Source organism: Vibrio sp. 704, assembly GCF_033339295.1.
In genome coordinates this window covers 13,014-39,094 of sequence record NZ_JAWOUH010000018.1, presented here as the reverse complement: position 1 = coordinate 39,094, position 26,081 = coordinate 13,014, and the positions used below count along the sequence as shown (strand labels likewise).

Below are 26,081 nucleotides of genomic sequence, written 5' to 3'. Positions count from 1 at the left end.
TTACCTTATTATTCTATTTTTCGATTTTGAGAAAATAAAACGCTAAAATTGTTGGTTATCAATCAAATTTTTTGAAAGGTTAAATCATGTTCTCTAAAGCGTCTTTGGAAATGCTGGATACGGTTGCCCGTTTAGGCAGTTTCACCGCTGCGGCTGAGGTATTGCATAAAGTCCCCTCAGCCATCAGCTATGGAGTAAGGCAGGTCGAGCAAGATTTAGATGTGGTGCTGTTTCGACGTTTACCAAGGAAAGTCGAGCTAACTCCAGCGGGTGAACTTTTTATGGCCGAGGCGCGCTCTTTGCTGCGTCAAATGGAAGAGGTGAAAGCACAAACGCGGCGAGCGGCTCAAGGATGGAAAAGCACGTTAAAGCTGACCTTAGATAACGTGGTGAAGTTAGAAAAACTCAAACCTTTGGTGGAAGATTTCTATCGCGAGTTTGAATTTGCTGAATTGCAGATCAATATGGAGGTCTTCAATGGTTCTTGGGAAGCCATAGCACAAGGTCGAGCCGACATTGTCGTTGGCGCGACATCTGCGGTTCCCGTTGGGGGAGATTTTGAAGTCAAAGATATGGGCGTATTAGATTGGGCATTTGTAATGTCACCCGCTCATCCTTGCGTTCGACAACAAGTGCTTACTGAAGCGTTTGTGAGTCAATTTCCGGCGATCTGTCTTGATGATACTTCGAATGTGCTGCCAAAACGCCATACTGGCCATTATCCGCAACAGCGCCGATTATTATTGCCCAATTGGTATAGTGCGATTGAATGTTTAAAAAATGGGGTGGGCGTGGGTTACATGCCACGTCATATTGCAACACCCTTAATCAATGATGGTGTGCTGGTGGAGAAGGTCATGCCGGATGATAAACCGCTCAGTCACTGCTGCTTAGTATGGCGCAAAGATGATAATCATAAATTGATCCAGTGGATGGTGGACTATCTTGGGTCGCCTAATCAGCTACATAAAGATTGGTTACAGTCATAAAAAACACCTCGCATTAGCGAGGTGTTTTCATTGATATGTTTAAAATGTGGCGTTTTATGACAAGAAAAACTTATACGATGGGTTGTCTGTCTCGTCTTTGCATTGATAGCCAAGTTCACGTAAATGTGCAGAAAACTGAGCTAAATCGCTTTCATCTAACTCGAAACCACATAAAACGCGTCCGTAGTCAGCGCCGTGGTTACGGTAGTTGAACAAGCTGATATTCCAATGAGTACCGAGTGTGCTTAAGAACTTAAGTAGCGCCCCAGGATACTCTGGGAATTCAAAGCTGTAGAGGCGCTCTTTAAGCGGCTTAGACGGCTTACCACCAATCATGTAGCGCACGTGCAGCTTCGCCATTTCATCATCAGACAAATCAACCACTGGGTAGCCACCATCACGTAAGTCGCGAATGATATGTTCTAGCTCTTCCTGACCGCCTTGCAAACGCACACCGACAAAGATATTTGCCAATGAGTCATCGTTGTAGCGGTAGTTAAACTCTGTCACGGCACGGCCGCCAATGAGATTACAGAACTCAAAGAAAGCACCTTGACGCTCAGGGATGGTGACGGCAAGCAGACCTTCACGTTTTTCACCAAGCTCGCAGCGTTCAGAAACATAACGCAGACCGTGGAAGTTGGTGTTTGCGCCAGACAATACCGTACCTAGGTTTTTGTCTTTCAGCTTGTTCTGTTCAGCAAACTTCTTCAAGCCCGCCAGAGCAAGCGCGCCAGAAGGCTCTGCAATCGCACGGGTGTCTTCAAAGATGTCTTTTACTGCTGCGCAGATTTCATCGCTAGAGACTGCAATATGGCCATCAATGTACTTTTGGCATAGACGAAACGTCTCTTCACCAATGCGTTTTACTGCAACGCCATCGGCAAACATGCTGACCTGGTCTAATACTACTGGTTCACCTGCATCCAATGCCGCTTTGAGGCATGAAGAATCTTCTGGCTCGACCGCAATCACTTTGATTTCTGGCATGAGCTGCTTCACGAGTACTGCAACACCCGCAGCCAAACCGCCACCACCGACAGGAACGAAGATGTAGTCAAGGTGACCATTTTGTTGCAGCATTTCCATGCCGATGGTGCCTTGACCAGCAATCACCAGTGGATGATCGAACGGTGGGACAAAGGTGTACCCGTTTAACTCGGATAGACGCTCTGCCTCGGCTTTGGCCTCATCAAAGTTACTGCCGTGCAGCACCACATTGCCACCAAAGCTGCGTACCGCATCGACTTTGATGTCTGGTGTGGTTTTTGGCATCACGATAGTGGTCTTAATGCCAAGCTTAGTACCAGAAAGCGCCATGCCTTGTGCGTGGTTACCTGCCGATGCTGCAATGACACCAGCGGCTTTTTGTGCTTCAGATAAACTCGCCACCATGTTGTATGCACCGCGCAATTTGAACGAGTGTACGGGTTGGCGATCTTCACGCTTGATTTGCACATTGTTGCCAATACGAGCAGCAAGGCGAGGCATCTCTTGCAAAGGTGTGACAGTCGCGACTTCATACACAGGAGCACGCAAGATCTGGCGCAGATAATCTGCGCCAGTTTGGTTCACTTGTTTTTCGGGTTGAGCTTCCATCATTGCTAGCCCTCTAGCTTCGACTTGTCTCGTACTGCACCCTTGTCAGCACTGGTTGCCATACTCGCGTACGCTTTGAGTGCAAATGAAACTTCACGTTGGCGGTCAACTGGTTTCCAGCCTAGTTCGTCTTGTTTTGCACGGCGCTCAGCAAGTTCTTGTTCAGACACTTGGAGTGAAATTGAACGGTTTGGAATATCAATTGCGATCATATCGCCTTCTTTTACCAGACCAATTGCACCGCCGTTTGCTGCTTCAGGAGAGGCGTGACCGATTGACAGACCTGATGTGCCGCCAGAGAAACGGCCGTCAGTCAGAAGTGCACACTCTTTGCCAAGGCCCATCGATTTTAGATAAGTGGTTGGGTAAAGCATTTCTTGCATGCCCGGACCACCTTTAGGGCCTTCGTAACGGATAATTACCACGTCGCCAGCTTTTACTTTGCCACCCAAGATGCCTTCTACGGCGTCTTCTTGGCTTTCAAATACTACGGCTGGGCCAGTGAATTTATGAATGCTCTCATCCACACCAGCAGTCTTAACGATACAACCATCTAATGCGATATTGCCTGATAGAACGGCTAGGCCACCTTCTTGGCTGAAAGCATTGTCTTTGGCACGAATACAACCTTCAGCGCGATCATCATCAAGTCGATCCCAGCGACAATCTTGTGAGAATGCTTGTGTAGTACGAATACCTGCAGGACCTGCGCGGTAGAACTTGAGTACTTCTTCGTCTTCAGTTTGGATGATGTCGTATTTCGCCAGCTGCTCTTTCATCGAAAGGCCAAGCACGGTGCGCGCATCATTGTGTAGAAGACCTGCACGGTCAAGCTCACCAAGGATAGCCATTACACCACCAGCGCGGTGCACGTCTTCCATGTGATATTTCTGGGTAGATGGTGCCACTTTACATAGGTGTGGTACTTGGCGTGATAGGCGATCGATATCTTCCATATCGAAATCCACTTCACCTTCTTGCGCCGCGGCAAGTAGGTGCAAAATGGTGTTGGTTGAGCCACCCATTGCAATATCCAGTGCCATTGCGTTTTCGAAGGCATCAAACGTAGCGATGTTGCGAGGCAGTGCTGATTCGTCATCTTGCTCGTAGTAACGACGAGTCAGTTCAACGATGCGACGACCTGCATTAAGGAACAGCTGTTCACGGTCTGCGTGCGTCGCCAGCATAGAACCGTTGCCCGGCTGAGAAAGACCCAGGGCTTCTGTTAGACAGTTCATCGAGTTTGCGGTGAACATGCCTGAACACGATCCACACGTTGGACATGCGCTACGTTCGATCTGCTCACTTTGCTCATCAGACACTTTTGGATCCGCGCCTTGGATCATCGCATCTACAAGGTCTAGTTTGATGATCTGATCAGAAAGCTTGGTTTTACCCGCTTCCATTGGACCACCAGAAACAAAGATAACCGGGATGTTGAGACGCATAGATGCCATCAACATTCCCGGAGTGATTTTGTCACAGTTAGAGATACATACCATGGCATCGGCACAGTGCGCGTTGACCATGTACTCCACAGAGTCTGCGATCAGTTCGCGTGAAGGCAGTGAGTACAGCATGCCGCCGTGACCCATTGCGATACCATCATCAACCGCGATGGTGTTGAATTCTTTCGCAATACCGCCAGCTTTTTCGATTTCGCGTGCTACAAGCTGACCCATGTCTTTCAGGTGTACGTGACCCGGAACAAATTGAGTAAACGAGTTTACAACGGCGATGATTGGTTTACCGAAGTCTTCTTCTTTCACACCCGTTGCACGCCACAGTGCTCGTGCACCCGCCATGTTACGACCATGTGTGGTGGTAGCTGATCTATATTTTGGCATTTCCTAATCCTTCTTACTTCTGTTCTGGGTACACATAGTCTAACCAGCCCCACTTATCTTCCGTGGTGCCGTCAAATAGGCCAAAGTAGGCTGCTTGTAGTTCTTTAGTGATAGGGCCGCGCTTACCAGTGCCCACTTCAATCTTGTCGATGGTTGCCACTGGTACAATCTCAGCCGCAGTACCTGTCATGAAGACTTCATCGGCAAGGTAAAGGGCTTCACGAGCAATGTTCGCTTCACGGACTTCGTGGCCTTTATCGCGTGCAATTGTCATGATCGAGTCGCGAGTGATGCCCGGTAGAATCGCGCTAGTTGCTGGTGGTGTGGTGATTACGCCATCTTTGATAACGAAGATGTTTTCACCAGCCCCTTCCGATAGGTAACCATCTACGCTTAGCGCAATACCTTCGTCGTAACCGTGACGACGCGCTTCACCACCAACCAGTAGTGAAGATAGGTAGTTACCGCCTGCTTTAGCTGCAGTTGGGATGGTGTTTGGCGCAGCGCGGTTCCAGCTTGAAATCATCGCATCGACACCTTTTTCTAGCGCTTCTTCGCCTAAGTAAGAGCCCCAAGGAAATGCTGCAATGATTAGATCCATCTCAGTGCCAACTGGTGGACATACGCCTAAGCCAACATTACCGACAAAACCCAATGGACGAATGTAAGCGCTGTCGAGTTTGTTTTGGCGCAGTGTTTCGCGGGTCGCTTCCATGATTTCTTCTACAGAAAAAGGGATCGGAAAGCGGTAAATCTTGGCAGAATCTTTTAGACGTTGTGCATGCTCACGGTGACGGAAGACAATTGGGCCTTTTGGTGTGTTGTAACAGCGCACGCCTTCAAACACGGATGTACCATAGTGCATTGCGTGAGTCAGAACGTGAACGTTCGCCTCTGCCCATGGAACCATCTCACCATTAAACCAAATGAAATCTGCAGTTTTCGTTGCCATTTGTTGCCTTCCTTATGCACTTACGTGTTGTTGTAAGTTGTGATTTGGCAGTTCATCGTTGCGGATTTTTAGCACCTCAACCTTACGAACGTCCCACAACTTCTCTATTTGATTGATCAAAAACGAGATTGGTCGATCGCTGTCGACGATGATCTCGACGCTGGCTACTTTGCTTTCGTGGTTTTGCGTAGCAGCGACTTGTTTGATCACGAAACCTCGGTGACGAATCACACGTAGAACGCGCTCCAACAGTACCGGTTTGTCATCGGCTTTGATGTCGAGTAAATATCTGTCCATGCGATTGTCTCCTATGTATTTTCCAACATATCACTGTTTGATGCGCCAGGTGGCACCAATGGCCACACGTTTTCTTCTTCATCAATCAAAACGTGAAGCATGTAAGAAGTTTCACTCGCTAGCATCTCTTTGAGAGCAGGTTCGACTTCTTCTTTCTTGGTGATGGTTTTGCCCGGGATATCGAATGCTTTTGCTAACATCACGAAATCTGGGTTGTCATCAAGAATGGTTTCACTGTGGCGACCGTCAAAGAACAATGACTGCCATTGGCGAACCATGCCAAGACGTTGGTTATTAAGAAGGACAATCTTCACTGGAATCTGACGACGCTTCAGCGTGCCCAATTCCTGAACGTTCATCATAAATGAACCGTCACCTGTAATAAGGATAGACTGATCATCAGGACGTGCGACTGCAGCGCCCATCGCTGCTGGCAAGCCAAAGCCCATGGTGCCAAGGCCAGCAGAAGTGATAAAATTTTGTGGTTCGCGTGGCTGGATATGTTGCGCTGCCCACATCTGATGCTGACCGACGTCGGTCGAGACAATTGAGCTATCTGGCATCATGTCAGACAGTTGTTTAAGCAATAGCGGTGCGTAGATTAACTCGCCTGGGTGGTCGTAACGCCACTTAAAGCCGCTGCGCAGACTTTCACTGTGATGAACCCACGGTGAGATATCTTGAGTCAGCTCTAGCTGAGGAAGAATGGTGTTGATGTCGCCACGTAATGGTGCGTTGGCGTGGCGCAGTTTATGAATCTCCGCAGCATCAATGTCGATGTGAATCACTTTCGCATTTGGTGCAAACGTATCGAGCTTACCCGTCACACGGTCATCAAAACGCGCGCCAACCACGATCAATAGATCGGCTTCTTGAACCACTAGGTTGGCGGCTTTGGTGCCATGCATACCCAACATACCAAGATAGTGAGGATCATGGCGTTCAATGGTACCGAGGCCTTTTAATGTGCTAACTGCAGGCATTGGGTTTAAGCGAAGAAATTCGCGTACTGCATCGGTTGCTTTCGCAAGTTGCACGCCACCACCAACATACAACACTGGGCGAGTAGATGCTGCCAGCACATCTTGCGCACGTTTGATATCTTCAGCGCTGACATCTTCGATTGCTGGTGCTATGTATGGAGGAAGAAGGTCTGTAGGTGCTTGAGCGAGTTGAACGTCTTTGGCGATATCGACAATGACAGGACCCGGACGACCGGTTTTTGCGACCTCAAAGGCTTCGGCAAGTGTCGGAGCTAGATCTTCAATTTCGGTCACGAGATAGCTGTGCTTAGTACAGGCTAGGGACATTCCGATCACATCCATTTCTTGGAATGCATCGGTACCGATATGAGAGCTAGCAACCTGGCCTGTGATGGCAACTAGAGGTACGGAGTCAAGGAAAGCGTCGGCAAGGCCGGTAACAAGGTTAGTGGCTCCTGGGCCAGAAGTTGCCATGCACACAGCAACGTCTTGAGTGGAGCGAGCCATCCCGATAGCTGCCATAGCGGCCCCTTGCTCGTGACGGCATAGGATGTGTTCCACCCCACCGTCATACAAAGCATCATAGATTGGCATGATGGCCCCGCCGGGGTAGCCAAAAACGGTTTCGATGCCTTGCTGTCTTAAAGCGGCTACGACAAGTTGTGCACCAGTCATCGTAAACCTCCTTTGCTACGTTGTGGCTCGTAGCGATTGCCATATTTATTGCACTTCATGTGCACTCCCATTCTTCCCGTTAAACTGTCCGAGGGTTAGACAGATGACAACTTGTAGTTGTAAAAAAACCCCCGGACTTTTCAGTGCGGGGGTTTTTTGTAATTTGTGGTTACCTTTCGCCCACAATACCCCGCGCGGTGCCAATAATGACCACGATAATCAGGGCTAGCAGTGCGTTGATATGAGCGAAAAGGTTCATCTGTCTGTCGTTCTTTTTTCGTTAAAAAATGTTGTGTAATGTTCTACGAAATTGTTTGCGTCATTAGTGGTATCACACAATTCCGCTGCATGACAAGCAAAAAGTCATTCTTTTTTCACATTAACTCTCAATTGGGACGCGGTATATAACATAACCAACTAGATAAAACATTTGTTTACAGAGTGTTCAAAAAAATTGAGGAACGTATGGGGCTGGCAATCATTCATAGTCGAGCAAGCGTCGGGGTGCAAGCGCCATCGGTTAGTGTAGAAGTTCATATCAGCAACGGCATGCCAGGGTTTACCTTAGTAGGCTTGCCAGAGACAACGGTAAAAGAGTCCAAAGATCGCGTACGCAGTGCGATCATTAATTCTAACTTTCAATTTCCTGCTAAGCGGATCACCGTGAACTTGGCTCCGGCAGATCTACCCAAGGAGGGAGGGCGTTTTGATCTTCCTATTGCATTGGGAATTTTGGCCGCTTCGGAGCAAATCGCGACAGATAAGCTCAAAAACTACGAATTTGTTGGTGAGTTAGCGTTATCTGGTGGTCTGAGACCTGTAAAAGGTGTGCTGCCTGCTGCGCTGGAAGCCAGTAAGATTCAACGTCATTTGGTCGTCCCACATGTGAATGGCGATCAGGCGGCGCTGGTGGGGAAGGAACAACATAAATCGGCCCAATCATTACTGGAAGTATGTGCCGAGCTTTGTGGTCAACATCGACTGAATCTTTTTCAAACGCCTAAGCGAAAAACGATCGAAAAACATGGTCGAGACTTACAAGATATTATTGGCCAACAACAAGGTAAGCGAGCACTGGAGATTGCTGCCGCTGGAAACCACAACTTACTACTTTTGGAACCTAAAAGACCTATTAATAAATTCTTCAATATTGAACACTAATCTTAATGAGTTCTTGTTACTACGGAGAGTTAATCATGGTAATGAAACTAGTTGATATACAAGTCAAAGATCTACGCCAACCCATCACTCTAGACTATCTAACAAAGCGATATCCTGACTGCTTTGATGAAGAGCAGAGATGGAAGTTGAACTATGACGAGCCTCTGGCACTCCACGCAGATGTAGAATTTGACGCTGAATACAACAGGAAAAGTTCAATGCCAGCAAACGGTGACTGGAGAGGTGCGGACGTACCTAATGTTATGCGTTGGTTTTTAAATCAACTGGAGAAAACAGGATACCCAGTAGATAACCTTGTGGTCATTAGTTATACACGATACATACGGCTAAACTCAAAGTACAAGCTGAGCATCGATATGAAGACTTTTCACACGAGAGAACCATAAGTCCAAAAGAACACATAGGCTCAAAAACATTCGTTTTTAGACCATCTAAGATGAACTAAACTTGATCTGTTTTAAAAGTAGGGTGTTGATTGATTTAAGCCTAGCCTATAAAATAACCCTACTTTTAAGTCTTAAGGAGTAAGGTAAGGTGAGTTGCAGAACGTACTTCTACTGCCGTGTATCCAAAACTGAACAGACCACAGAAAACCAAGTGCAAGCTTTTAAAGACAGAGGCTATGAAGTCGATGAAGCATTTGTAGTGGAAGAGACTGTTTCAGGAGCCGTATGCGCAATGGAGCGTAAAGGCTTTAAGACGATGGTAGAGCATAAGCTAATGAAAGGAGACACATTAGTTGTCTTAAAGCTTGACCGTTTAGGGCGTGACAACATTGATGTGCAGCAGACAATAAAACTTCTGTGTGAGAAAGGTGTTAATGTTCATAGCCTAGACTTACCAACAAAAGACCTAACGACTTCTGAAGGTAAGCTTATGTTGAGAATGTTCACGGCTTTTGCTGAGTTTGAGCGAGACCGAATCAGAGAAAGAACAATTGAAGGGCAGGCTAGAGCTAGATCCCAAGGAAAAACGATAGGACGTCCCGTTAAGGCTACACCTCAAAGAGTAGCTGAAATGCGCTCTCAAGGACTTTCTATTTCGAAAACAGCAGAAAAGCTTAATGTTTCTATTTCGACAGTTAAGAGGCTAACAGCAGAAGCTAAGAAGCTTTAGACCTCTCTGAGATTGCTTTGCTATTAAAAAATGAAACAACAAGCACACATAAAAAATTCAATTAATTTTTTTTACCGTTATTTGGTTATTTTCCACTCACAATTTCAGCCAAAAATAAAACACACTTTGTGTGTACGTAATTAGGCGGTGCAATCGCAGGAAAAACCATATCGTCCAACCCCTCCCCGCCTACCCATGATTATCAGAAGGTAGAGTGTTTGTGAGGTTCAATCATACTAACCAACCACAGATAGAGTTATACCAGTAGTAAACGATGATGAAACAGTGCACTTTAGAGCAAATTGACCCTAGACAGCTTGTTCTCGATGAAAGGTTTCAAAGCAGACAAACACAGTTGATAGCTAAAAGAGCAGACAGAGCAGCCTCAGAAAACAGTAGACAAAGGCAACTCAGAAACATTCTTACCAGTTTAGAGAATGGTAATGGCATTAGGGAACCAATAGAAGCCTATGATATTTACGGTGAGTTGTATGTAGTGAGTGGTTTCCACCGCACGGAGGCATGCCACAAGTTCCTTAAAGACAACCCAAGCCAAAACCTTTTAGTCCCCGTAAAAATTTATCGAGGCTATACAGAAGCAGAGGCTTATTTGGATTCTCTTACTAAGAACGTAGAACACGGTACAGCCTTAGATCAGTCTGAGATATGGCAAAATAAGTTTAAGCAGTCTTTGATGCAGGGGGAAAACCTAGAGCCACTTTCAAAGCGCAAAACCGCCAAGTTATTTGATTGCAGTGAATCCCAAGGGTTACATATTTTGAACGCTCAGAAAGCCTGTATCGAGGTTGGTTTACCTAATGTGAAAGAGTGGTCGAGTGATTATCAAAAGGCGGCAGAAAAGCTTAGAAAAAAGCTATTAAAGAGGTTTGAGGTAACACCTGACGATTTCGATAAGGACGGGTTCCCAATTATCAGTAGGTTATCAAAAGCCTATAAAGGTGAAAGGTTTGATGCTGATTTATCTGAAGAAGAGTTAGAGCTACAAGAAATCATTTATCAAGAAAGTGCCCTCAAAGAGTTAATCCAAAGAAACCCTATGGCCTTTAGAAAGGCATTAAATACTTTAGATAAAAGAGCATTAGGGATTGTCGTAAAGCGTAGTTGGGACGAAAACGAAGTCATTCTAAAGTATGGTGAGGGTGACGTTAATGAATACGAGAAATTCGAAAAAGCCACGGTGAAAACCTAGCATTTACAGCAGAAAACCCACAGAGAGGTCTTAGCGGTAGCCGCAAGCTAGTGTAAATCTTTGGGAAGACGCTAGGGTGGTCACTTGTGACCGCTAAGATCTCTAGGTGGTCACCAAAGGGTTAGATATATATGTTATTTAAACAAAAAATATTAAAAATCATATAGTTAGTAATATTTTGTTTTTTGGTCAATCGATGAGTCTAGATTAGAGTTTGTGTCAACAGTACTCAAACACCCTTTCAGATAATGCTTATTATTCTTTGCTACCTAAGAATAGATTTTAACTCAACACAAACAACTGCTAACTGGTAGAGGTTATGAGTACTTTTGTTAAATAGATTATGTCAAGTATAGATGTTTTTAATAGAAAAATTAGACATTAATCAATCAATTTTAATTATTATTGTTAGATTATTTCATTTTTACGTAAATATTTGACTTGCTAATCACAAAAAAAGAATAAAATCATTATCTTAGTTATATTTTTAGGTATCATGTAGGCGGTTTATGGGCAGATTTTGGATCGCGCTTCGCGATCAGTGAAAAAAATGTCCGATAGGATTGCCTTTTAAGGTTTCATATTTTCTGATGCCTTTTTAACGTAATGTCAAGTTTGCGTAGGAGTGCCCATAAACCACTTTTCGAGGTACTCATAATGACCCAACTACAAGCTTTAAAAAGTGCTAAAACCAAGCCAGAACTCGCTAAACTATTAAACATTAGACCTTCTATATTTACACACTGTATATATATTGTAGGCACTGACAACCAATATACTCAGTTTAAAATACCAAAGAAGAATGGCGGTGAAAGAATAATTAATTCACCTAGCGATAAGCTAAAAACAATCCAAAAATCACTTTCCAACTTGTTGTTAGATTGTTTAGACGAAATTAATAAGATAAACTTTCCTAACTCTGAATTTTCTCGCCCTAGAGCTAATAATTCAAAACATCTTAAAGTAAAATGCTCTAATTCAAAAATAAAACAACCTTCTCTTTCGCATGGGTTTGAAAGAAATCGATCTATCATAACAAACGCAATGATGCATGTGGGTAGAAAGCATGTATTCAATATTGACCTAGAGAACTTTTTTAGTAGTTTTAATTTTGGTAGAGTTAGAGGTTTTTTTATCAAGAATAAACACTTTCTTCTTGAACCTGAAATAGCAACAGCAATTGCAAAAATAGCGTGCTACAATAATGAACTACCTCAAGGTAGCCCTTGTTCTCCAGTAATCACTAACCTAATAACTCATTCACTTGATATAAGATTATCGAAACTTGCATTTGATAACTCATGTATATATTCAAGGTACGCTGATGATATAACATTCTCTACGAATGAATCTAAGATATCAAAAAATATAGCTAGAACTGTTGAAGGTGAATTAGTTGTTGGTAAAAAACTTCAATCTGAAATAAGAAGATCAGGTTTTAGCATAAATAAAGATAAAACCAGAGATCAATATAAAGATTCTAGGCAAGATGTAACAGGTTTGGTAGTAAACAAGAAACCGAACACAAAAAAAGAGTATTGGCGTACTGTTAGAGCTCAATGTAACTCACTGTTTAAAACAGGCTCTTTTGATGAGATTTCAAATGATGAAGTAATCAAAGGCAATATAAATAGATTAGAAGGCCGCTTAAACTTTATAGACCAAGTCGAACATTATAATAGATTAAGACAGCATCCTGCACTTGAAGCTAAGTATCAACCCAAAAAAGAAGCTTTGCACCAGCGTAACATGGCAAAGTTAAGACGTCATTTACATAATGGTAAAGAGAAGACGTTTAGTCGATTCATTTTTTATCGATTATTTTATGCTAATGAATTACCTACAGTGCTTACAGAGGGCAAAACAGATAATGTTTATATGAAAGCTGCTATTCATATGCTTGCAAATTCATATCCTCAGTTAGCGCAAGAGAGTATTAATAACAATCCATATAAGTTATTGATGAAGTTTGTAGAGTATAGTGAACGTACTAGGTATTTATTGGAGCTGTTTGGTGGGGCTGATTACCTTAAAACCTTTGTAATGCACTATAGGCAGCACTATAAATACTACAAAGCGCCCAAATCTGATAAACCAGTGATTATTCTTGTTGATAATGATAAAGGACCTAAAGATCTAATTAATTATGTTAATGGAATTAAAGATAAGTATGTATCTCCAACATCTTCAAAAGATATAAGAAGTGCTGATTTTGTACATATTTTTCATAATTTATATTTAGTGATGACACCAAAAGGGAGCGGTGGGCAAGATACAGATATAGAATATTTCTTTAAGGATGCTGACCGACTAAGGCAATATCAAGGAAAGTGTTTTAATACTATAAACAAACGTGATCCAGATAATGACCTAAGTAAAGATGCATTTGCAAATCATGTAGTTCATGCGCACAAAAAAAGTATTGATTTTTCTGGGTTTGATGAGATTTTAAATAGAATTGTATCGGTGATAGATCACTATAAATCAATTAAATAGTCATTTAAAAAGCTATTAACTTTACTTTTTGTAATTTTGATAGCTTTGGCTAATATGTGATCCTACTTGTTTAAAGCCTTACTTTAACACCATAAGTCACCAAGTTGTAATTGAGTTAAGTAATCAGGCTTTACCCTTTAATCAATTGAAGTTTTAAATTCAGCCTGCGCTGTTCATATTGAATAATCGGCAGGCTGTTTTATTATGGTTTTTATTCAGAACTGTGCTAAAAATTATCCCCAGCGAGTATCAAAAGTAACGCTGAAAGAGACTCCTGTATTACTCTGCCACAAGTTATCTGACGGGATAAAAGTTAAGATGATATCTTCCCCTGTCTTTAGGTTTATCTCCAACCGTTCTTTATTTTTGTAGACCACTATGTTGGCAATATGTCTCTTCAAGTATTGATGTAAACGCAGGCGTTCGAAGTTTTCATTAAGGCGTAGCGTTATCTCTTGTAAGTCAACCTCATCATTTTCTACTGCCTTAGAACTTTGAAGCATCAACAGCTCGTTCTTAACTATATCCACACGCTGCTCAGTTTTACGTATCGCTGAGCTAATGTACTTACTAGCCCCATTTTCTTCTAAATCATTGATAAGGTTGTTTAGCTTCCTATCTAGCTCGACAAGCTCACCTTCTAGCAGCATTTCTTTTTCGTGGTTATCTGCTTTGTTTGCAAATGTATGGAGAAGCTTTTGAAGAGCGATGAGAACAACCCACTGAATAGAGTAATAACGGTGACCTATGTATTGACATCCAGCACCATGTCTCGCTGTGCTACAAACAAGGTAATAACCTCCTTTGTCTGAAGAGCCTTTGTTGACAAACTGCATCGAAGAACCACATTCGCAAGAAACCATCCCTGATAGAATATTGCGTGTGTGACCTCTACGAATTGCTCCAGTCCCTCTAATTTTTCTACTTTGAGCCGCTGCCTTCGCTCTTAGCCATAAGTCTTTTTCTATAATAGGAGGATAGTAGTTTTCTATGACTTCCCCTGTAGGAACTCTTTGACCAAGCTTGTCTGTAACATGTGGGATATATTCACCTAGAACCGCAGTATTATTAAGTAGCTTAGTCACATAAGATACGTGCCAGCGTTTAGCTCTTGAGCCTATAGGAGCAATCCCCTGCGAATTTAGCTTTCTTATTAAAGCAGACCGTCCATACCCATTTGCTGAAAGCTCAAAGATATAACGAACAATCACTGCTTTCTCATAGTTAATCTGTATTTTAGTTTTGTCTTCGTTGTATTCGAGCCATGCAGGTAGATGAGTTCCCAATGGTTTTAGATGAGCAACGGCTTGTTTTGCATGCCATACATCAGCTAGGCGTTTACTTTTCGCAGCCGATTCCTCATGTGCTCTGCTCATGATTACAAGCGAGATAATCAACTTTGTCATATCAAGCTGACCTCTTCTATATACCTGTTTATCCATGAGAGTTACGACGGTGATACCAAGCTCGACAAGCTCCATGAGAAGACGCATGGACTTTTCGACTGGTTGACGGCTCATACGGTCAAAGCTTTCTAGGAGTAACCAACTTCCTTCAGGAATAGTCCCTTCTTTAACCGCTTCTATAAACTGGGAAAGAGCCCCTTGTTCACTATTACGTCCTTTAAACCCACTAACACCTAAGTCTTGAAAAGAAAGGCTCTGTAATTCTAGCCCGTTTTCCTCTGCGTACTCCCGAGCAGTTTCTAACTGTCTCTGCAAGCTACGACCTTCTATTTGCCCTTTAGTACTGAAACGAATGTAACTGTATGCTTTTGTCATTACTAAAAAACTAACTTATGTACTCCTAAAAATAACGTGGGTCTATTATATCTAAGATTCCTTTTCCTTGGCCCGCCAGGTACTGGAAAAACGATGTTGGCTTCGCGTTTGTGTGACTTATTACCGGAAATGAGTGACGAAGAAGCAATGGAAACCGCTTCGGTGGCATCGTTGACTCAGAGTGAAATTAATGAGCATAACTGGAAGTCGCGTCCGTTTCGTTCTCCGCATCATTCAAGTTCAATGGCGGCATTAGTCGGCGGTGGTTCGGTACCCAGACCAGGGGAGATCTCTTTAGCCCACAACGGGTTATTGTTTCTCGATGAAATGCCCGAATTTGATCGTAAAGTTCTGGACTCGTTACGCGAACCGCTCGAATCTGGAGAGATCATTATCTCTCGAGCGCAAGGTAAAACACGCTTTCCGGCTCGTTTCCAATTAGTCGGAGCCTTGAACCCAAGCCCGACAGGATATTACGAAGGCAATCAAGCGCGCACCAATCCACAAGCTATTTTGCGCTACCTTGGTCGATTATCTGGACCACTGTTAGATCGCTTTGATATGTCTTTAGAAATCCCAGCTTTGCCCAAAGGGACATTAGCAGAAGGTGGTGATCGCGGTGAGCCGACTGCTATCGTAAAAGCGCGTGTGAGCCATGCGCGTAACAATATGCTAAACCGCAGTGGTAAGGTCAATGCACTGCTAGGTAGTCGAGAAATTGAGGCGTTTTGTCCCTTGCATAAGAGTGATGCTGAGTTTCTTGAAACCGCTTTGCATCGTTTAGGGCTCTCGATTCGTGCATATCATCGTATTATCAAAGTGGCGCGAACAATCGCCGATCTGGATGGGGCGGAGCAAATTGAACGAACGCACTTGGCCGAGGCGCTTGGGTATCGAGCGATGGACCGTTTGCTGAAACAGCTTACGGCGCAAGCGGTATAGACAGCAAAGTGTCATCGCAACAAGTGTTGTAAGCACCTTGTTGCGATGAAGGACGTTAGAAGGTGTAGTTGAGACCAAGCGACAATAGGTACTCTTTCTCCTCATAAAACGTGATATTCGAGTCAGTTTGGCTATAGCCGGCTAAAGAAATGAACGACCAGTCTTGCCAGTCAAATACGTTTTGATATTCGTAGGCCGCAAATAGGCTGATGGTGTCGTCATTTCGTGTTTTAGCAAAAGTTTGGCTAGCTGCTTGATAGTCTTTCCATGCATAACCCGCGGTGAGGGCCAATCGATGACGGTTGATAAATTTAAACCAGCTAATGTCAAATCCGTACGAATCAAATGACTCCGCCTTACCGTCGGCATCTTGATTGATGTAGGTGAAAGCGGGTTGCAACATAGATGTTTGGTTGAGTGGAATGCGATAGTCGCCTTTGACATAGTAAAGGTTAGCATCGCGAGCAAGTGAGCGGTCTGTCACTTCCTCCTGCTCGATGTCTTTATCAGCATAAGCAAGATCAAGGTTGAAGTTCTTATCAATCAACCCTTTGATCTGAAAGCGATACGCATTGCCGTCAACATCCGTCTCTTTACGTGCGGTTCCTACTTGATAAGGGTTGCGCCAAGTTTCGCCTTTGAGTACCGTCGGCAGATAGGAAACATCGAGCACGGTGCCAGATTGTAGCTCGTGTTGATAGCCCAACTGAAAAGCGAGTGTACCTACCGCGACATCTGAGCGTGTGGTACCGGCGTAAACTTGGTGGTTGAGTCGGCTACCAAAGGTGTATGTCACACTCCCTAGCGGTGCAGCGATAACGGAACTGTCACTATCGGCACGCTTATCGAGAGAATCGATGGTGTTACTATTTTCTGTATTGAAATTGGATTCTGATGATATGAATCCGGCATTCAGCGAAATTTCACCGCCAAAACCTGCGGTTTCAGCGAGTTGAGCCTGAGCAGAACTGACGACAAAGGCCAAAGGCAAGAGAAGTAGCCTTGGTTTCATTCGTTATCTCCTTGTTGTCGAATGAGTGGTGCACATATTGGTTGCGGTAACAAATCTGACCATTCCCACGCATGTTCCAATGTGGCAAAGGCGCAGTATAATTACACGCTGTTTTATTCTTCACACATTATCACTGTTGTTTGACTATCATGTTGGCATATTTGTTATTTTTTTTTAACGCTTCTTTTGTGATTCTCAATTCTGCGGTTTGTTCACTCGCAATTTGTGTTATCGCTGTATTTAAAATATTGCTTCCTGGCGTAAAGCTAAAAGCGATAGCGACCGCTTGTGCCAATAAGGTGATGTGGTTATGGGCTACCGTTAATGCGTGCATTCTGGCGGTATCTAACCGTGTTGAGTGGGATGTTCAGGGCGGTGAAGCGCTTAAAAAAGACGGGTGGTATCTGCTGATCAGTAATCATCTCAGTTGGACAGATATTGTTGTGCTTTGCTGCGTGTTTAAAGACCGTATTCCCATGCCGAAGTTTTTCCTCAAGCAACAACTGCTGTATGTGCCTTTCATCGGGATGGCGTGTTGGGCGCTCGATATGCCATTTATGCGTCGCTATTCGCGAGAGTATCTGATCCGCAATCCTCATAAGCGAGGTCAAGATTTAGAGACGACACGTCGCTCGTGCGCTAAATTCAAACACACTCCAACCACAGTGGTTAACTATGTCGAAGGAACCCGATTTACCGAAGAAAAGCAGCGTAAGAGTAAAGCAAACTATCAATATTTGCTGCAACCAAAGTCGGGCGGGATTGCGTACACGTTAGCGGCGATGGGGGAGCAGTTCGAGAGCATTATCGACGTTACGTTGGCGTACCCAGAAAATACGCATAAACCGTTCAAGGATTTATTGATGGGCCGCATGAGCAAGGTGGTTGTGCGTGTAAATGTGTTACCCGTTGATGAAAGAGTGCTTGGTGATTACTTCAACGATAAGCCCTATAAGCGACAATTTCAGCAATGGTTGGGGGATGTGTGGCAAGAAAAAGATCGGTTGCTACAAGAGATTTACAAATAAACAAAAGGGGAGCGACGTGTTCCCCTTTTGATTGATATCGATGTGCTTATTTTAGTGTCAGCAAGTAGTTCACCAGAGAGAAGTACTCATCCATCGTTTTGATGCTTTGTGCTTGAACTAGGTATTTGTTGTTAACGATAACCGCAGGAACGCCGGTTAGACCGCTGTTTTCAAATTGCTTGTCCATACGGCGAACCATTGAATCAACCGCGAAGCCTTTGAATGCAGAATCGAATTTTTTCGCGTCTACACCTTCATCAAGGAAGATTTGACGAAGTTCTTCATCATTACGTGGCGCCTTCTTTAGATTGTGGATGCGGTTAAACATCACTGGCACCATTTTGTCTTCCACTTTTAATGCAACCATCGTTGCGTAGGCTTTGCTCATTGATGGGCCCATGTTGCCACCCATGAAAGAAACGTGGTTTTTTAATAGCTTAGCACCTTCTGGCAACTGCTTTTTCAGTTGCTGGATAACCGGTTCAAAGCTATTACAGTGCGGGCAGTAGAAAGAGAAAAACTCCGTCACAAGAGGTTTTTTTGATGCCTCAAGATCCAATACTTTGTAATGTTCACCTTCTTTGAATTGCGCTGCATGTGCCGACAGGCTTAACATCAGCATAGAAAACAGTGCGAACAGTTTTTTCATCGAAATATCTCCATTTTTGAATTTTTGGCCTGACTTACCATTGAGGCATTAAAGACAGCGGTGCTTCTTCTAAAGCGGCGATCTGCTCTTTAAATGCAAGGACCTGACCTTCCCAGTATTTTGGCTCATTAAACCATGGAAAAGCGAGAGGAAATGCAGGGTCATGCCAACGTTTTGCTAGCCATGCCATATAGTGCACCATTCGCAGACCGCGAAGTGGCTCGATTAGTTTCAATTCTGCAGGATTAAAATCGCAAAACTCTTGGTAAGCCTCTAAAACAATATCCAACTGCATCAGTTTGTCTTGGCGTTCACCGTTCAGTAGCATCCATAAGTCTTGTACTGCAGGGCCGTTACGAGCGTCATCCAAATCAACAAACATAGGGCCATCTCGCCACAAAATATTGCCTGGGTGGCAATCGCCATGCAAACGAATCATATTGAAGCCTTCTTGCCAGTGGCTTTCAATTGATTTGATCAGCATATCCAAGTCATTGAAGAAGCTGTTCTCCAAGTGCATTGGAATCATATTGGCGTTTTGCAGAATCTCTCTTGGTTGATACAGGTATTCTTGTAAGCCGATCGTAGGGCGATGTTGGAAGGCTTGGCGGCTGCCGACTTTATGGATTCGGCCAAGGAAACGCCCTACACCTTCGAGCTGATCTAAATTGTCAACCTCGTATTGGCGACCACCCACGCTATCAAACAGCGCAAAAGCATAGCCTTGATAGTGATGCAGGGTTTCACCGTTGATGCGCACAGGTGGTGCGACGGGGATCTCATTGCCAATCAGCTCTAAAGTAAAGTCGTGCTCCTCTTGGATCTGTTCATTGCTCCAACGTTCAGGACGGTAAAACTTGACGACATAACGACGACGCTCTTCGTCAGTAAATTGATAAACACGGTTTTCGTAGCTATTGAGGGGAAGAAAGCCTGATTCTGCGCGAACGCCGATGCTTTCTAACGCGTACCACATAAAGTCTGGGGTAAGGGCGTCAAAGTTAAACATACTTTGGGACATATAAACAAAAAGGCTCATTACTGAGCCTTTTTCCATTAGTCATCGAAGTTATAGCTTCTTGATAAATCGGCTTTCCACTTCAATGGTGAATTCGTTGCTCTTATCGGTGAGTATAAACTGAATTGTCGTAATCGCAGAGTTTAGCTTGTCAGGATCGGCACCAAGACTCATTGGCAGGTTCAATACCTCACCTGGCTGGACCTGAATTGTCTGCTTACCATACCAGCTTACATCGGATAGCCCTTCAACATCCAACGAGTACTCTTGCACTTGCTGAGTTTTGTTGATCACCTTGAGGGTGTAGGTGTTTTCTACTTCTCCCGAGCTATTAACGCGGAACAGTTGGTTACGGTCGCGAATAACACTCATGCCGGCTGGGTCTACCGCTGCAATTTGGGCAAAGAAAAGACCGACCATGACGAGTAGTACGGCACCATAGCCTAGCAGCTTCGGACGCATGACTTTGGTACTCTTACCCGATAAGCGATGCTCGGTGGTGTAACTAATTAGGCCTTTCTCGTAGCCCATGCGATCCATGGTGTTGTCACACGCATCAATACAGGCGCCACAGTTGATACATTCATACTGCAAGCCGTCACGAATATCGATACCTGTTGGGCACACCTGCACACACAAATCACAATCAATACAATCACCCAAACCAAGCTGCTTTGGATCGGCTTTACGCGGACGTGGGCCACGTTTTTCCCCACGTTTTGCATCGTAGCCAACGATGAAGGTGTCTTTATCAAACATGGCAGACTGGAAGCGCGCGTAAGGACACATGTGAATACACATGATGGAACGCATCCAACCAGCATTACCATAAGTACAAATGGCAAAGAACATTACCCAAAAGACGGGCCAGAAGTTGGCGTTAAAGGTGAAAAAGTCGATAACCAATTGCTTCATTGGTACGAAGTAGCCAACAAAAGTAAAACCAGTGGCGAGTGCAATGGCAAACCAAGCTATATGTTTGACGGCTTTACGCATCGCTAAATTCGCCGTCAGCTTATTGGAGTCTTGTTTACGGCGTTTATTGGCACTACCTTCGAGCTTCTCTTCAAACCAGATATACATGAAGGTCCAGACGGTTTGTGGGCAGAGATAGCCACACCAAACCCGACCTAAGAAGGTGGTAATAAAGAACAACCCAAACGCCGCGATCACAAACAGCAAGGCGAGTAGGGTAAGATCTTGTGGGTACAGGGTGGTACCGAAAAAGTTGAACTGCTGGTTGCCAATATCAAGCAAGATCGCTTGACGTTCACCGTAAGGGATCCACGGTATCAAAGCGAAGAGAAGCAGTAAGAACCAACCACCGTAACGACGCAGTTTCTGGTAAGTCCCTTTGCTTTCGCGTACATAGATGCGATTACTTGGGTTGAACCGATCCCCGTTTCCTTTATGGGTTTTGGGATTATAGGTTTTAGGAGTCACATCTTTGATATCGATCTTGTCCTGACTCATGCACTCATCCTTCTTAGGCTTTTATAATGTACGGCGTCATTTCTATTGATGTCGCTCGATGACATTGCTGCTCGTTCCGTCATAAAGATGACCGAACATAATTATTTTAGTAAATACTGATGAACGGCGATTATACAATCAATAACAATTCCGTTTCTTTAACGCAGTCAATGTTTAACAACAAAAATCAGTACAGTTAACCTGATAATTGGCTGAACAGTTATAACCAATTGTGGGACTAAAAACTTTGGTTATAAAAAAGCGACTCACAGAGAGAGTCGCTTAAAGAATACTGGCTGTTGAGCTGGTTATTTGATGATGCCACGAGCGCGTAGGATCGCCGTTTTAAAATCGTCCTCTTGGTCTTTTTTGAGTCCAGGGATCATTTCATCTTTGCTGCTATTACGCATTTTAAGGTGGTAGATCAGTACATCGTCGGTCAGATCTTCTAGCTTTCCTTTATAGCCTGCTTCTTTTGCCAGCTTAACGATGAACTGCAAGAGGTTCAGCTCTTGATCTTTATGCCATTCAGGCTCTAGTAGCTCAAGCAGCTCTTCAATGCGATGACACTTCATTTCTTTCTCCACAGAATTTATAGGTGTAATTAGCAGTAAAGGTACCAAATTGCTTTGCGAAGACCAAATAGGAAAAACTATCTCTTTCTCTGTAGTTTGTTTTATGTCTTTGAAGTTTTATGAATAGCGCGCAAAGAAAAAAGCGCAGCTGGCGCCGCGCTTTTGATTAAGCTGCTTTGATAACTTTGGCCGGAACACTCGACATCATTGCTGTCTTCTCAACCAATGTCATTGCTGGCGCAACTTGCTTTGCCTTTGGTGCAGTAGTAAAGCCACTGCGGCGGCGCATTGCACTAGTATTAGTGTGTGCGAACCTGACTGTTGTTGGGCGCATTAATTTACCTAACTGTCAGGCATATCCATTGCCGATGTAATGGCCTGAATCATTATGAGCTAGGCTCCAACAAGATTGAAGAATCACTCTTCTGGCTCTCGCCAATCCAGTTAATGAGTCAGGAATACCGATATGCATGCATATCAAGTGTAAGATTAGCATCCTTGTAATAATTGGTCGATAGTTGAGCAATTGAATTGTTTAGATTTTGTCATTTTGTCGCGATGTTCGAGGCAATTTTTGTTTGATCCCACGATCAGCAGTAGTAGTATGAGATCTCGATGAAGGAGGTGCCTATGTCATTTTTGAAGAAGACACTTGCCAGTTTTGGGATTGGGAGCGCGAAGGTCGACTCAATCTTAAACCAAGACGTGCTATACCCAGGTCAAAGTGTGGATGTGTCGATCCATGTATATGGTGGTGCGACTGAACAAGCGATCGACAACATTGATTTAAAACTCTGTTGCCGCTACATCGCAGAAGCCCCTGATGACCGTGGTGCGCGAGAAGGACACAGCATGCGCCGAGTACCTCAAACTCATGTGCTTGCTAAGTGGAGTCTCCCTTACGCATTTACCATCCATTCCGGCGAAGAGCGTACCTTCGATGTTAAGCTCGATGTGCCTTGGAACACGCCTGTCACCATTGGTGATGCCAAAGTATGGTTAGAAACTGGCTTAGACGTTGCTGCTGCTTTGGATCCGACTGATAAAGACATCCTCACCGTCCGACCTGATCCACTGATGGATGCGGTACTATCTGCATTTGAAGCGCAAGGTTTACGAATTCGCCAGGTGGAATGCGAGGAAGTGAAAGGATTCGATCTACCATTTGTGCAAGAGTTTGAACTGGTGCCAACCGACGGACCTTACCACGGCGTGTGGCGCGAATTAGAATTTGTTGCCCACCGCAGTGAGCAAGAGCTCAAGTTGTGGTTTGAAGTTGACCGCACACGCAAGGGGCAAGGTGGCATGCTCGCGAGCTTACTGGGTAGTGGCAAACTCAAGCGAGAGCTGACCATTCCTGCCACGACTAAGCCAGATCAAGTTGGCGAACTGGTACTCAATTATCTCGATCAAACTACTGCCGTTCATGAGTCTTAATTTAAGCTTACACGTGTAAGCCTAATGTGCCATACTAGAGCAAATTTCAAACTCTAGTATAGGCGCATTGATGTCCGAGCTGCAGAAACCTCAATACAGTCAACGTGAAGAACTGGCCAATACCATCACCCACGGTATAGGGATGATTTTTGGTATTGTTGGCTTGATACTGCTGTTAGTTAAAGCCATAGACCATCAAGCTGACACTTTAACGCTTACCAGTATGGCGATTTATGGTGCGAGTATTATCGTGCTATTTTTGGCCTCGACGCTCTATCATGCGATCCCTCATCCCAAAGCGAAACGTTGGCTAAAAACCTTCGACCATTGTGCTATTTATCTTTTGATAGCAGGCAGCTATACCCCTTTCTTGTTAGTCAGCTTAAGAACACCTCTAGCATTTGGGTTGATGATCGTTATTTGGAGCATTGCGTTGATCGGCATCATCATGAAAGTTGCGTTCGTCTATCGATTTAAAAAGCTTTCTTTGATGACGTATTTGGTGATGGGATGGTTATCGTTGATTGTGATTTATCAATTAGCTATTAACTTGGATGTCGGCGGACTTACACTGCTTGCCGCTGGTGGAATTGTGTATTCACTGGGGGTGATTTTCTACGTTGCGAAGCGTATTCCCTTTAACCATGCGATTTGGCACGGCTTTGTTTTGGCTGGCTGCGTGTGCCATTTCTTTGCGATTTATTACTTTGTTGAGCCTATCTAGCCGATAGGCTCAACAAAGAATATTAAACACGTATTAGCGAGTTTTTACCTCTAGCACTTTGGCAGAAAACTGGTATTGCTGTGATTGCGGTACAGCCAATTTAATGCTCTTACCTTGTTCCGCTTGCTGTGGTCGCAGGTAGGTATCCGCCATGCGCTTGATGGATTGCCAAACAGTCACGTTTTCTTTTGCCAGTTGCTGACCAGACATATCAAACACTTGCACCTCAACTTCCACTTGAATGACAGATTGAGAGCTTTGGTTAGTGATTGATGTAGGCAAAATAAGCTCACCGCTTTGATAGCTTGCTGAACCAATCAATACATCCACACCTGAATCTGATAGCTGCATGGTTGGCTTTTTGGCGTTTACCACCACGGTCGTGCCAACGGTTTTCGTTACCACTGGAATTGTCGCAATCGCAGGAGCTGCGATTGTTTCAACTACGCTTGCTGTTGTTTGTGTCTCCGTCGCTTGCTGCGCCGGTTTTTTCATGACGTATTCCCAGGTAAAGTCATCGTTCAACTTCACTTCTCGACCATCGGCTAAAGTGATGACCTCGGCGGCGTATGTGGATGAGGCGGCAAGTAGGGTCGCCAGAGTAATCCATGTTTTCATTGTTATACCTTTTAATTAGAGTCTGCTTAGCGGCGCCAAAACGCAGGAAAGAACAGTACAAGAATAGTCAGAATTTCCAAGCGGCCCATTAACATCCCAAAGCTTAAGAGCCATTTGGCAGTATCGGGCAGAGGCGCGAAGTTGCCTGTCGGGCCAATCACACTGCCCATACCAGGGCCAACATTGGCAACGGCGGTGATTGAGCCAGAAATACTGGTCACAGGGTCGAGGCCTAGTGCACTTAAACAACCCGCGATAAAGATAATAGTGATAAAAAACATCAAGCCAAATGCCACCACTGAGCGAACAATATCATCATTCACCGGTCGCTGGTTATAACGCTGTACAAACACTCCTGAAGGGTGAATCAACTTCATCATTTGTTTGTTTAGCAGCGTCATTGCAATTTGGAAGCGGAAGATTTTGATCCCGCCAGACGTTGAGCCTGAGCATGCCCCCGCCATCATTAAGAATGCGAAAAGAGTGGTGGGTAATGCGCCCCATGCGGTGAAGTCTTCTAAGCCAAAGCCAGTTGTGGTGACGACAGAGACAATATTAAACATCGACACTCGCAGGGCATCCAAAATGGTGTACCCATCTCGAATCACTAACCAAGCTGAAATCACTAAGCTTGAGAATACGAATAGGTACGCAAATCCTCTAACTTGAGCGTCGTTAACCAACACATCAATACGGCGTTTACGTAACGCGGCGATAAAGAGCAAAAACGGCAAACCACCTAAGAACATAAAGGTAGTGGCCACCCAATGTGCGCCATTAGAGAAGTGGTTCATTGACCCATCAGATGTAGAGTATCCACCCGTCGATAGCGTAGTAAAGGCATGGTTGATTGCTTCGAACAGGTTCATGCCGGTGATCAAGTAGCCCAAAATACATAGGCCCGTTAGCATCAAATAAACCGCTACGATGTTTTTGGCGACCGTTTTCGCTCTTGGACTACTTTTATCCGACCAATCTGATGATTCGGTTTGGAATAGCTTCATACCACCGACATTCAGCATAGGTAACACTGCTACCGCCATCACGATAAAACCAATGCCACCAAGCCATTGTAAAATAGAGCGCCACAGCAATATGCTCGGCGCCATGTTGTCTAGGCCACTGAGCACCGTTGAGCCCGTCGTGGTGATACCCGACATCGTTTCGAAGTAGGCGTCGGTGAAGCTGATGTGGTTGATAAACACAAATGGCAAGGCGGCAAACGCACTCGCGATGGTCCAAACCAAACTGGTGATGAGGAACATATCGCGTACGCTGAGTTTGAACTTGGCGGTTCGACCTATCGTTAGGCAGATGAAGGCGGCAAGGTGCGTGATCACAACGGCTTGGGCGAAATCGAGGAATCCCCCCGTACCGGTAAAGAAAGCGACCAAAGTCGGCACGTACATAAACAGGGCCAGTTTGGATAAAACCAGCCCGATAACAAACAGTACGGGACGTAAGTTGACCATAGGAAA

22 protein-coding genes and 2 pseudogenes are annotated in these 26,081 nt (G+C 44.4%); 10 read left to right on the top strand and 14 right to left on the bottom strand.

Annotated features, from left to right (window positions below; all coding sequences use genetic code 11):
* The first annotated feature begins 86 nt into the window (after window positions 1-86).
* Entirely contained in the window at window positions 87-989 is a 903-nt protein-coding gene (punR, locus tag R7R24_RS19150) for a DNA-binding transcriptional activator PunR (protein ID WP_005378948.1), read from the top strand.
* A gap of 54 nt (window positions 990-1,043) precedes the next feature.
* Here the strand turns inward: punR and ilvA are convergent, their stop codons facing one another.
* Genes ilvA through ilvG form a run of 5 tightly spaced genes read right to left on the bottom strand, consistent with a single transcriptional unit; the run spans window position 1,044 to window position 7,342 of the window.
* Window positions 1,044-2,591, bottom strand: a complete 1,548-nt coding sequence (gene ilvA, locus R7R24_RS19145) for a threonine ammonia-lyase, biosynthetic (protein WP_054579444.1) — start codon at window positions 2,589-2,591, stop codon at window positions 1,044-1,046.
* Between the two features lie 2 nt (window positions 2,592-2,593).
* Window positions 2,594-4,435, bottom strand: a complete 1,842-nt coding sequence (gene ilvD, locus R7R24_RS19140; protein ID WP_053308105.1) for a dihydroxy-acid dehydratase — start codon at window positions 4,433-4,435, stop codon at window positions 2,594-2,596.
* Window positions 4,436-4,448: 13 nt separating this feature from the next.
* Window positions 4,449-5,387, bottom strand: a complete 939-nt coding sequence (gene ilvE, locus R7R24_RS19135) for a branched-chain-amino-acid transaminase (protein WP_054579445.1) — start codon at window positions 5,385-5,387, stop codon at window positions 4,449-4,451.
* A 12-nt stretch (window positions 5,388-5,399) separates the two neighbouring features.
* Window positions 5,400-5,684, bottom strand: a complete 285-nt coding sequence (gene ilvM / locus R7R24_RS19130; protein ID WP_005378958.1) for an acetolactate synthase 2 small subunit — start codon at window positions 5,682-5,684, stop codon at window positions 5,400-5,402.
* An 11-nt stretch (window positions 5,685-5,695) separates the two neighbouring features.
* Window positions 5,696-7,342, bottom strand: a complete 1,647-nt coding sequence (ilvG, locus tag R7R24_RS19125) for an acetolactate synthase 2 catalytic subunit (protein WP_005378960.1) — start codon at window positions 7,340-7,342, stop codon at window positions 5,696-5,698.
* A gap of 465 nt (window positions 7,343-7,807) precedes the next feature.
* Between ilvG and R7R24_RS19120 the strand changes: the two are divergent.
* From R7R24_RS19120 to R7R24_RS19100, 5 genes and pseudogenes are all read left to right on the top strand, one after another.
* Window positions 7,808-8,464 (top strand): annotated as a pseudogene (locus R7R24_RS19120) (magnesium chelatase domain-containing protein); the annotation flags it as partial.
* Window positions 8,465-8,538: 74 nt separating this feature from the next.
* Window positions 8,539-8,910, top strand: a complete 372-nt coding sequence (locus R7R24_RS19115) for a hypothetical protein (protein ID WP_065274978.1) — start codon at window positions 8,539-8,541, stop codon at window positions 8,908-8,910.
* Between the two features lie 148 nt (window positions 8,911-9,058).
* Window positions 9,059-9,640, top strand: coding sequence for a recombinase family protein (locus R7R24_RS19110; RefSeq protein ID WP_029804253.1), 582 nt, complete (start codon window positions 9,059-9,061; stop codon window positions 9,638-9,640).
* A 274-nt stretch (window positions 9,641-9,914) separates the two neighbouring features.
* On the top strand, window positions 9,915-10,850 hold the full coding sequence (locus tag R7R24_RS19105) for a hypothetical protein (RefSeq protein WP_065274977.1): 936 nt from the start codon (window positions 9,915-9,917) through the stop codon (window positions 10,848-10,850).
* A gap of 657 nt (window positions 10,851-11,507) precedes the next feature.
* A complete protein-coding gene (locus R7R24_RS19100; protein WP_258665937.1) occupies window positions 11,508-13,346 on the top strand; it encodes a retron Ec67 family RNA-directed DNA polymerase/endonuclease in 1,839 nt (612 codons plus the stop codon).
* 233 nt (window positions 13,347-13,579) lie between these two features.
* On the opposite strand, the gene R7R24_RS19095 is transcribed toward R7R24_RS19100, so the two are convergent.
* The gene (locus R7R24_RS19095; RefSeq protein WP_258665935.1) at window positions 13,580-15,127 is read right to left on the bottom strand and encodes a recombinase family protein; all 1,548 of its coding nucleotides are present in this window, start codon (window positions 15,125-15,127) and stop codon (window positions 13,580-13,582) included.
* Window positions 15,128-15,187: 60 nt separating this feature from the next.
* Between R7R24_RS19095 and R7R24_RS19090 the strand changes: the two are divergent.
* Window positions 15,188-16,069: pseudogene (locus R7R24_RS19090) on the top strand (YifB family Mg chelatase-like AAA ATPase); the annotation flags it as partial.
* A gap of 55 nt (window positions 16,070-16,124) precedes the next feature.
* Here the strand turns inward: R7R24_RS19090 and R7R24_RS19085 are convergent.
* Window positions 16,125-17,081 (bottom strand): DUF2860 domain-containing protein, encoded by a 957-nt coding sequence (locus R7R24_RS19085; RefSeq protein WP_005379034.1) that lies wholly within the window; start codon window positions 17,079-17,081, stop codon window positions 16,125-16,127.
* Between the two features lie 149 nt (window positions 17,082-17,230).
* Between R7R24_RS19085 and R7R24_RS19080 the strand changes: the two genes are divergently transcribed.
* Window positions 17,231-18,109, top strand: a complete 879-nt coding sequence (locus tag R7R24_RS19080) for an acyltransferase (protein ID WP_005379035.1) — start codon at window positions 17,231-17,233, stop codon at window positions 18,107-18,109.
* 46 nt (window positions 18,110-18,155) lie between these two features.
* On the opposite strand, the gene R7R24_RS19075 is transcribed toward R7R24_RS19080, so the two are convergent.
* From R7R24_RS19075 to R7R24_RS19055, 5 genes are all read right to left on the bottom strand, one after another.
* On the bottom strand, window positions 18,156-18,758 hold the full coding sequence (locus R7R24_RS19075) for a thiol:disulfide interchange protein DsbA/DsbL (RefSeq protein WP_054579446.1): 603 nt from the start codon (window positions 18,756-18,758) through the stop codon (window positions 18,156-18,158).
* Window positions 18,759-18,792: 34 nt separating this feature from the next.
* Complete coding sequence (locus R7R24_RS19070; protein ID WP_005379037.1) at window positions 18,793-19,779, bottom strand: serine/threonine protein kinase; 987 nt, start codon at window positions 19,777-19,779, stop codon at window positions 18,793-18,795.
* Between the two features lie 48 nt (window positions 19,780-19,827).
* Entirely contained in the window at window positions 19,828-21,249 is a 1,422-nt protein-coding gene (ccoG, locus tag R7R24_RS19065; protein WP_005379038.1) for a cytochrome c oxidase accessory protein CcoG, read from the bottom strand.
* A gap of 308 nt (window positions 21,250-21,557) precedes the next feature.
* Window positions 21,558-21,824: a YihD family protein gene (locus R7R24_RS19060; protein WP_005379040.1), complete on the bottom strand. Its 267-nt coding sequence runs from the start codon at window positions 21,822-21,824 to the stop codon at window positions 21,558-21,560.
* A gap of 166 nt (window positions 21,825-21,990) precedes the next feature.
* Window positions 21,991-22,158 carry a hypothetical protein gene (locus R7R24_RS19055; protein ID WP_005379043.1) on the bottom strand — a complete coding sequence of 56 codons (168 nt, stop codon included), beginning with the start codon at window positions 22,156-22,158 and terminating at the stop codon, window positions 21,991-21,993.
* A 296-nt stretch (window positions 22,159-22,454) separates the two neighbouring features.
* Here R7R24_RS19055 and R7R24_RS19050 point away from each other — a divergent pair, with 296 nt between their 5' ends.
* Window positions 22,455-23,261 (top strand): sporulation protein, encoded by an 807-nt coding sequence (locus R7R24_RS19050; protein WP_005379045.1) that lies wholly within the window; start codon window positions 22,455-22,457, stop codon window positions 23,259-23,261.
* 70 nt (window positions 23,262-23,331) lie between these two features.
* Window positions 23,332-23,985 (top strand): PAQR family membrane homeostasis protein TrhA, encoded by a 654-nt coding sequence (trhA, locus tag R7R24_RS19045; RefSeq protein ID WP_005379047.1) that lies wholly within the window; start codon window positions 23,332-23,334, stop codon window positions 23,983-23,985.
* 33 nt (window positions 23,986-24,018) lie between these two features.
* Here trhA and R7R24_RS19040 read toward each other — a convergent pair whose 3' ends face one another.
* Window positions 24,019-24,603, bottom strand: a complete 585-nt coding sequence (locus R7R24_RS19040; protein WP_005379050.1) for a DUF3157 family protein — start codon at window positions 24,601-24,603, stop codon at window positions 24,019-24,021.
* A gap of 26 nt (window positions 24,604-24,629) precedes the next feature.
* The gene (locus R7R24_RS19035) at window positions 24,630-26,075 is read right to left on the bottom strand and encodes a TrkH family potassium uptake protein (RefSeq protein WP_017821575.1); all 1,446 of its coding nucleotides are present in this window, start codon (window positions 26,073-26,075) and stop codon (window positions 24,630-24,632) included.
* Window positions 26,076-26,081: the final 6 nt, after the last annotated feature.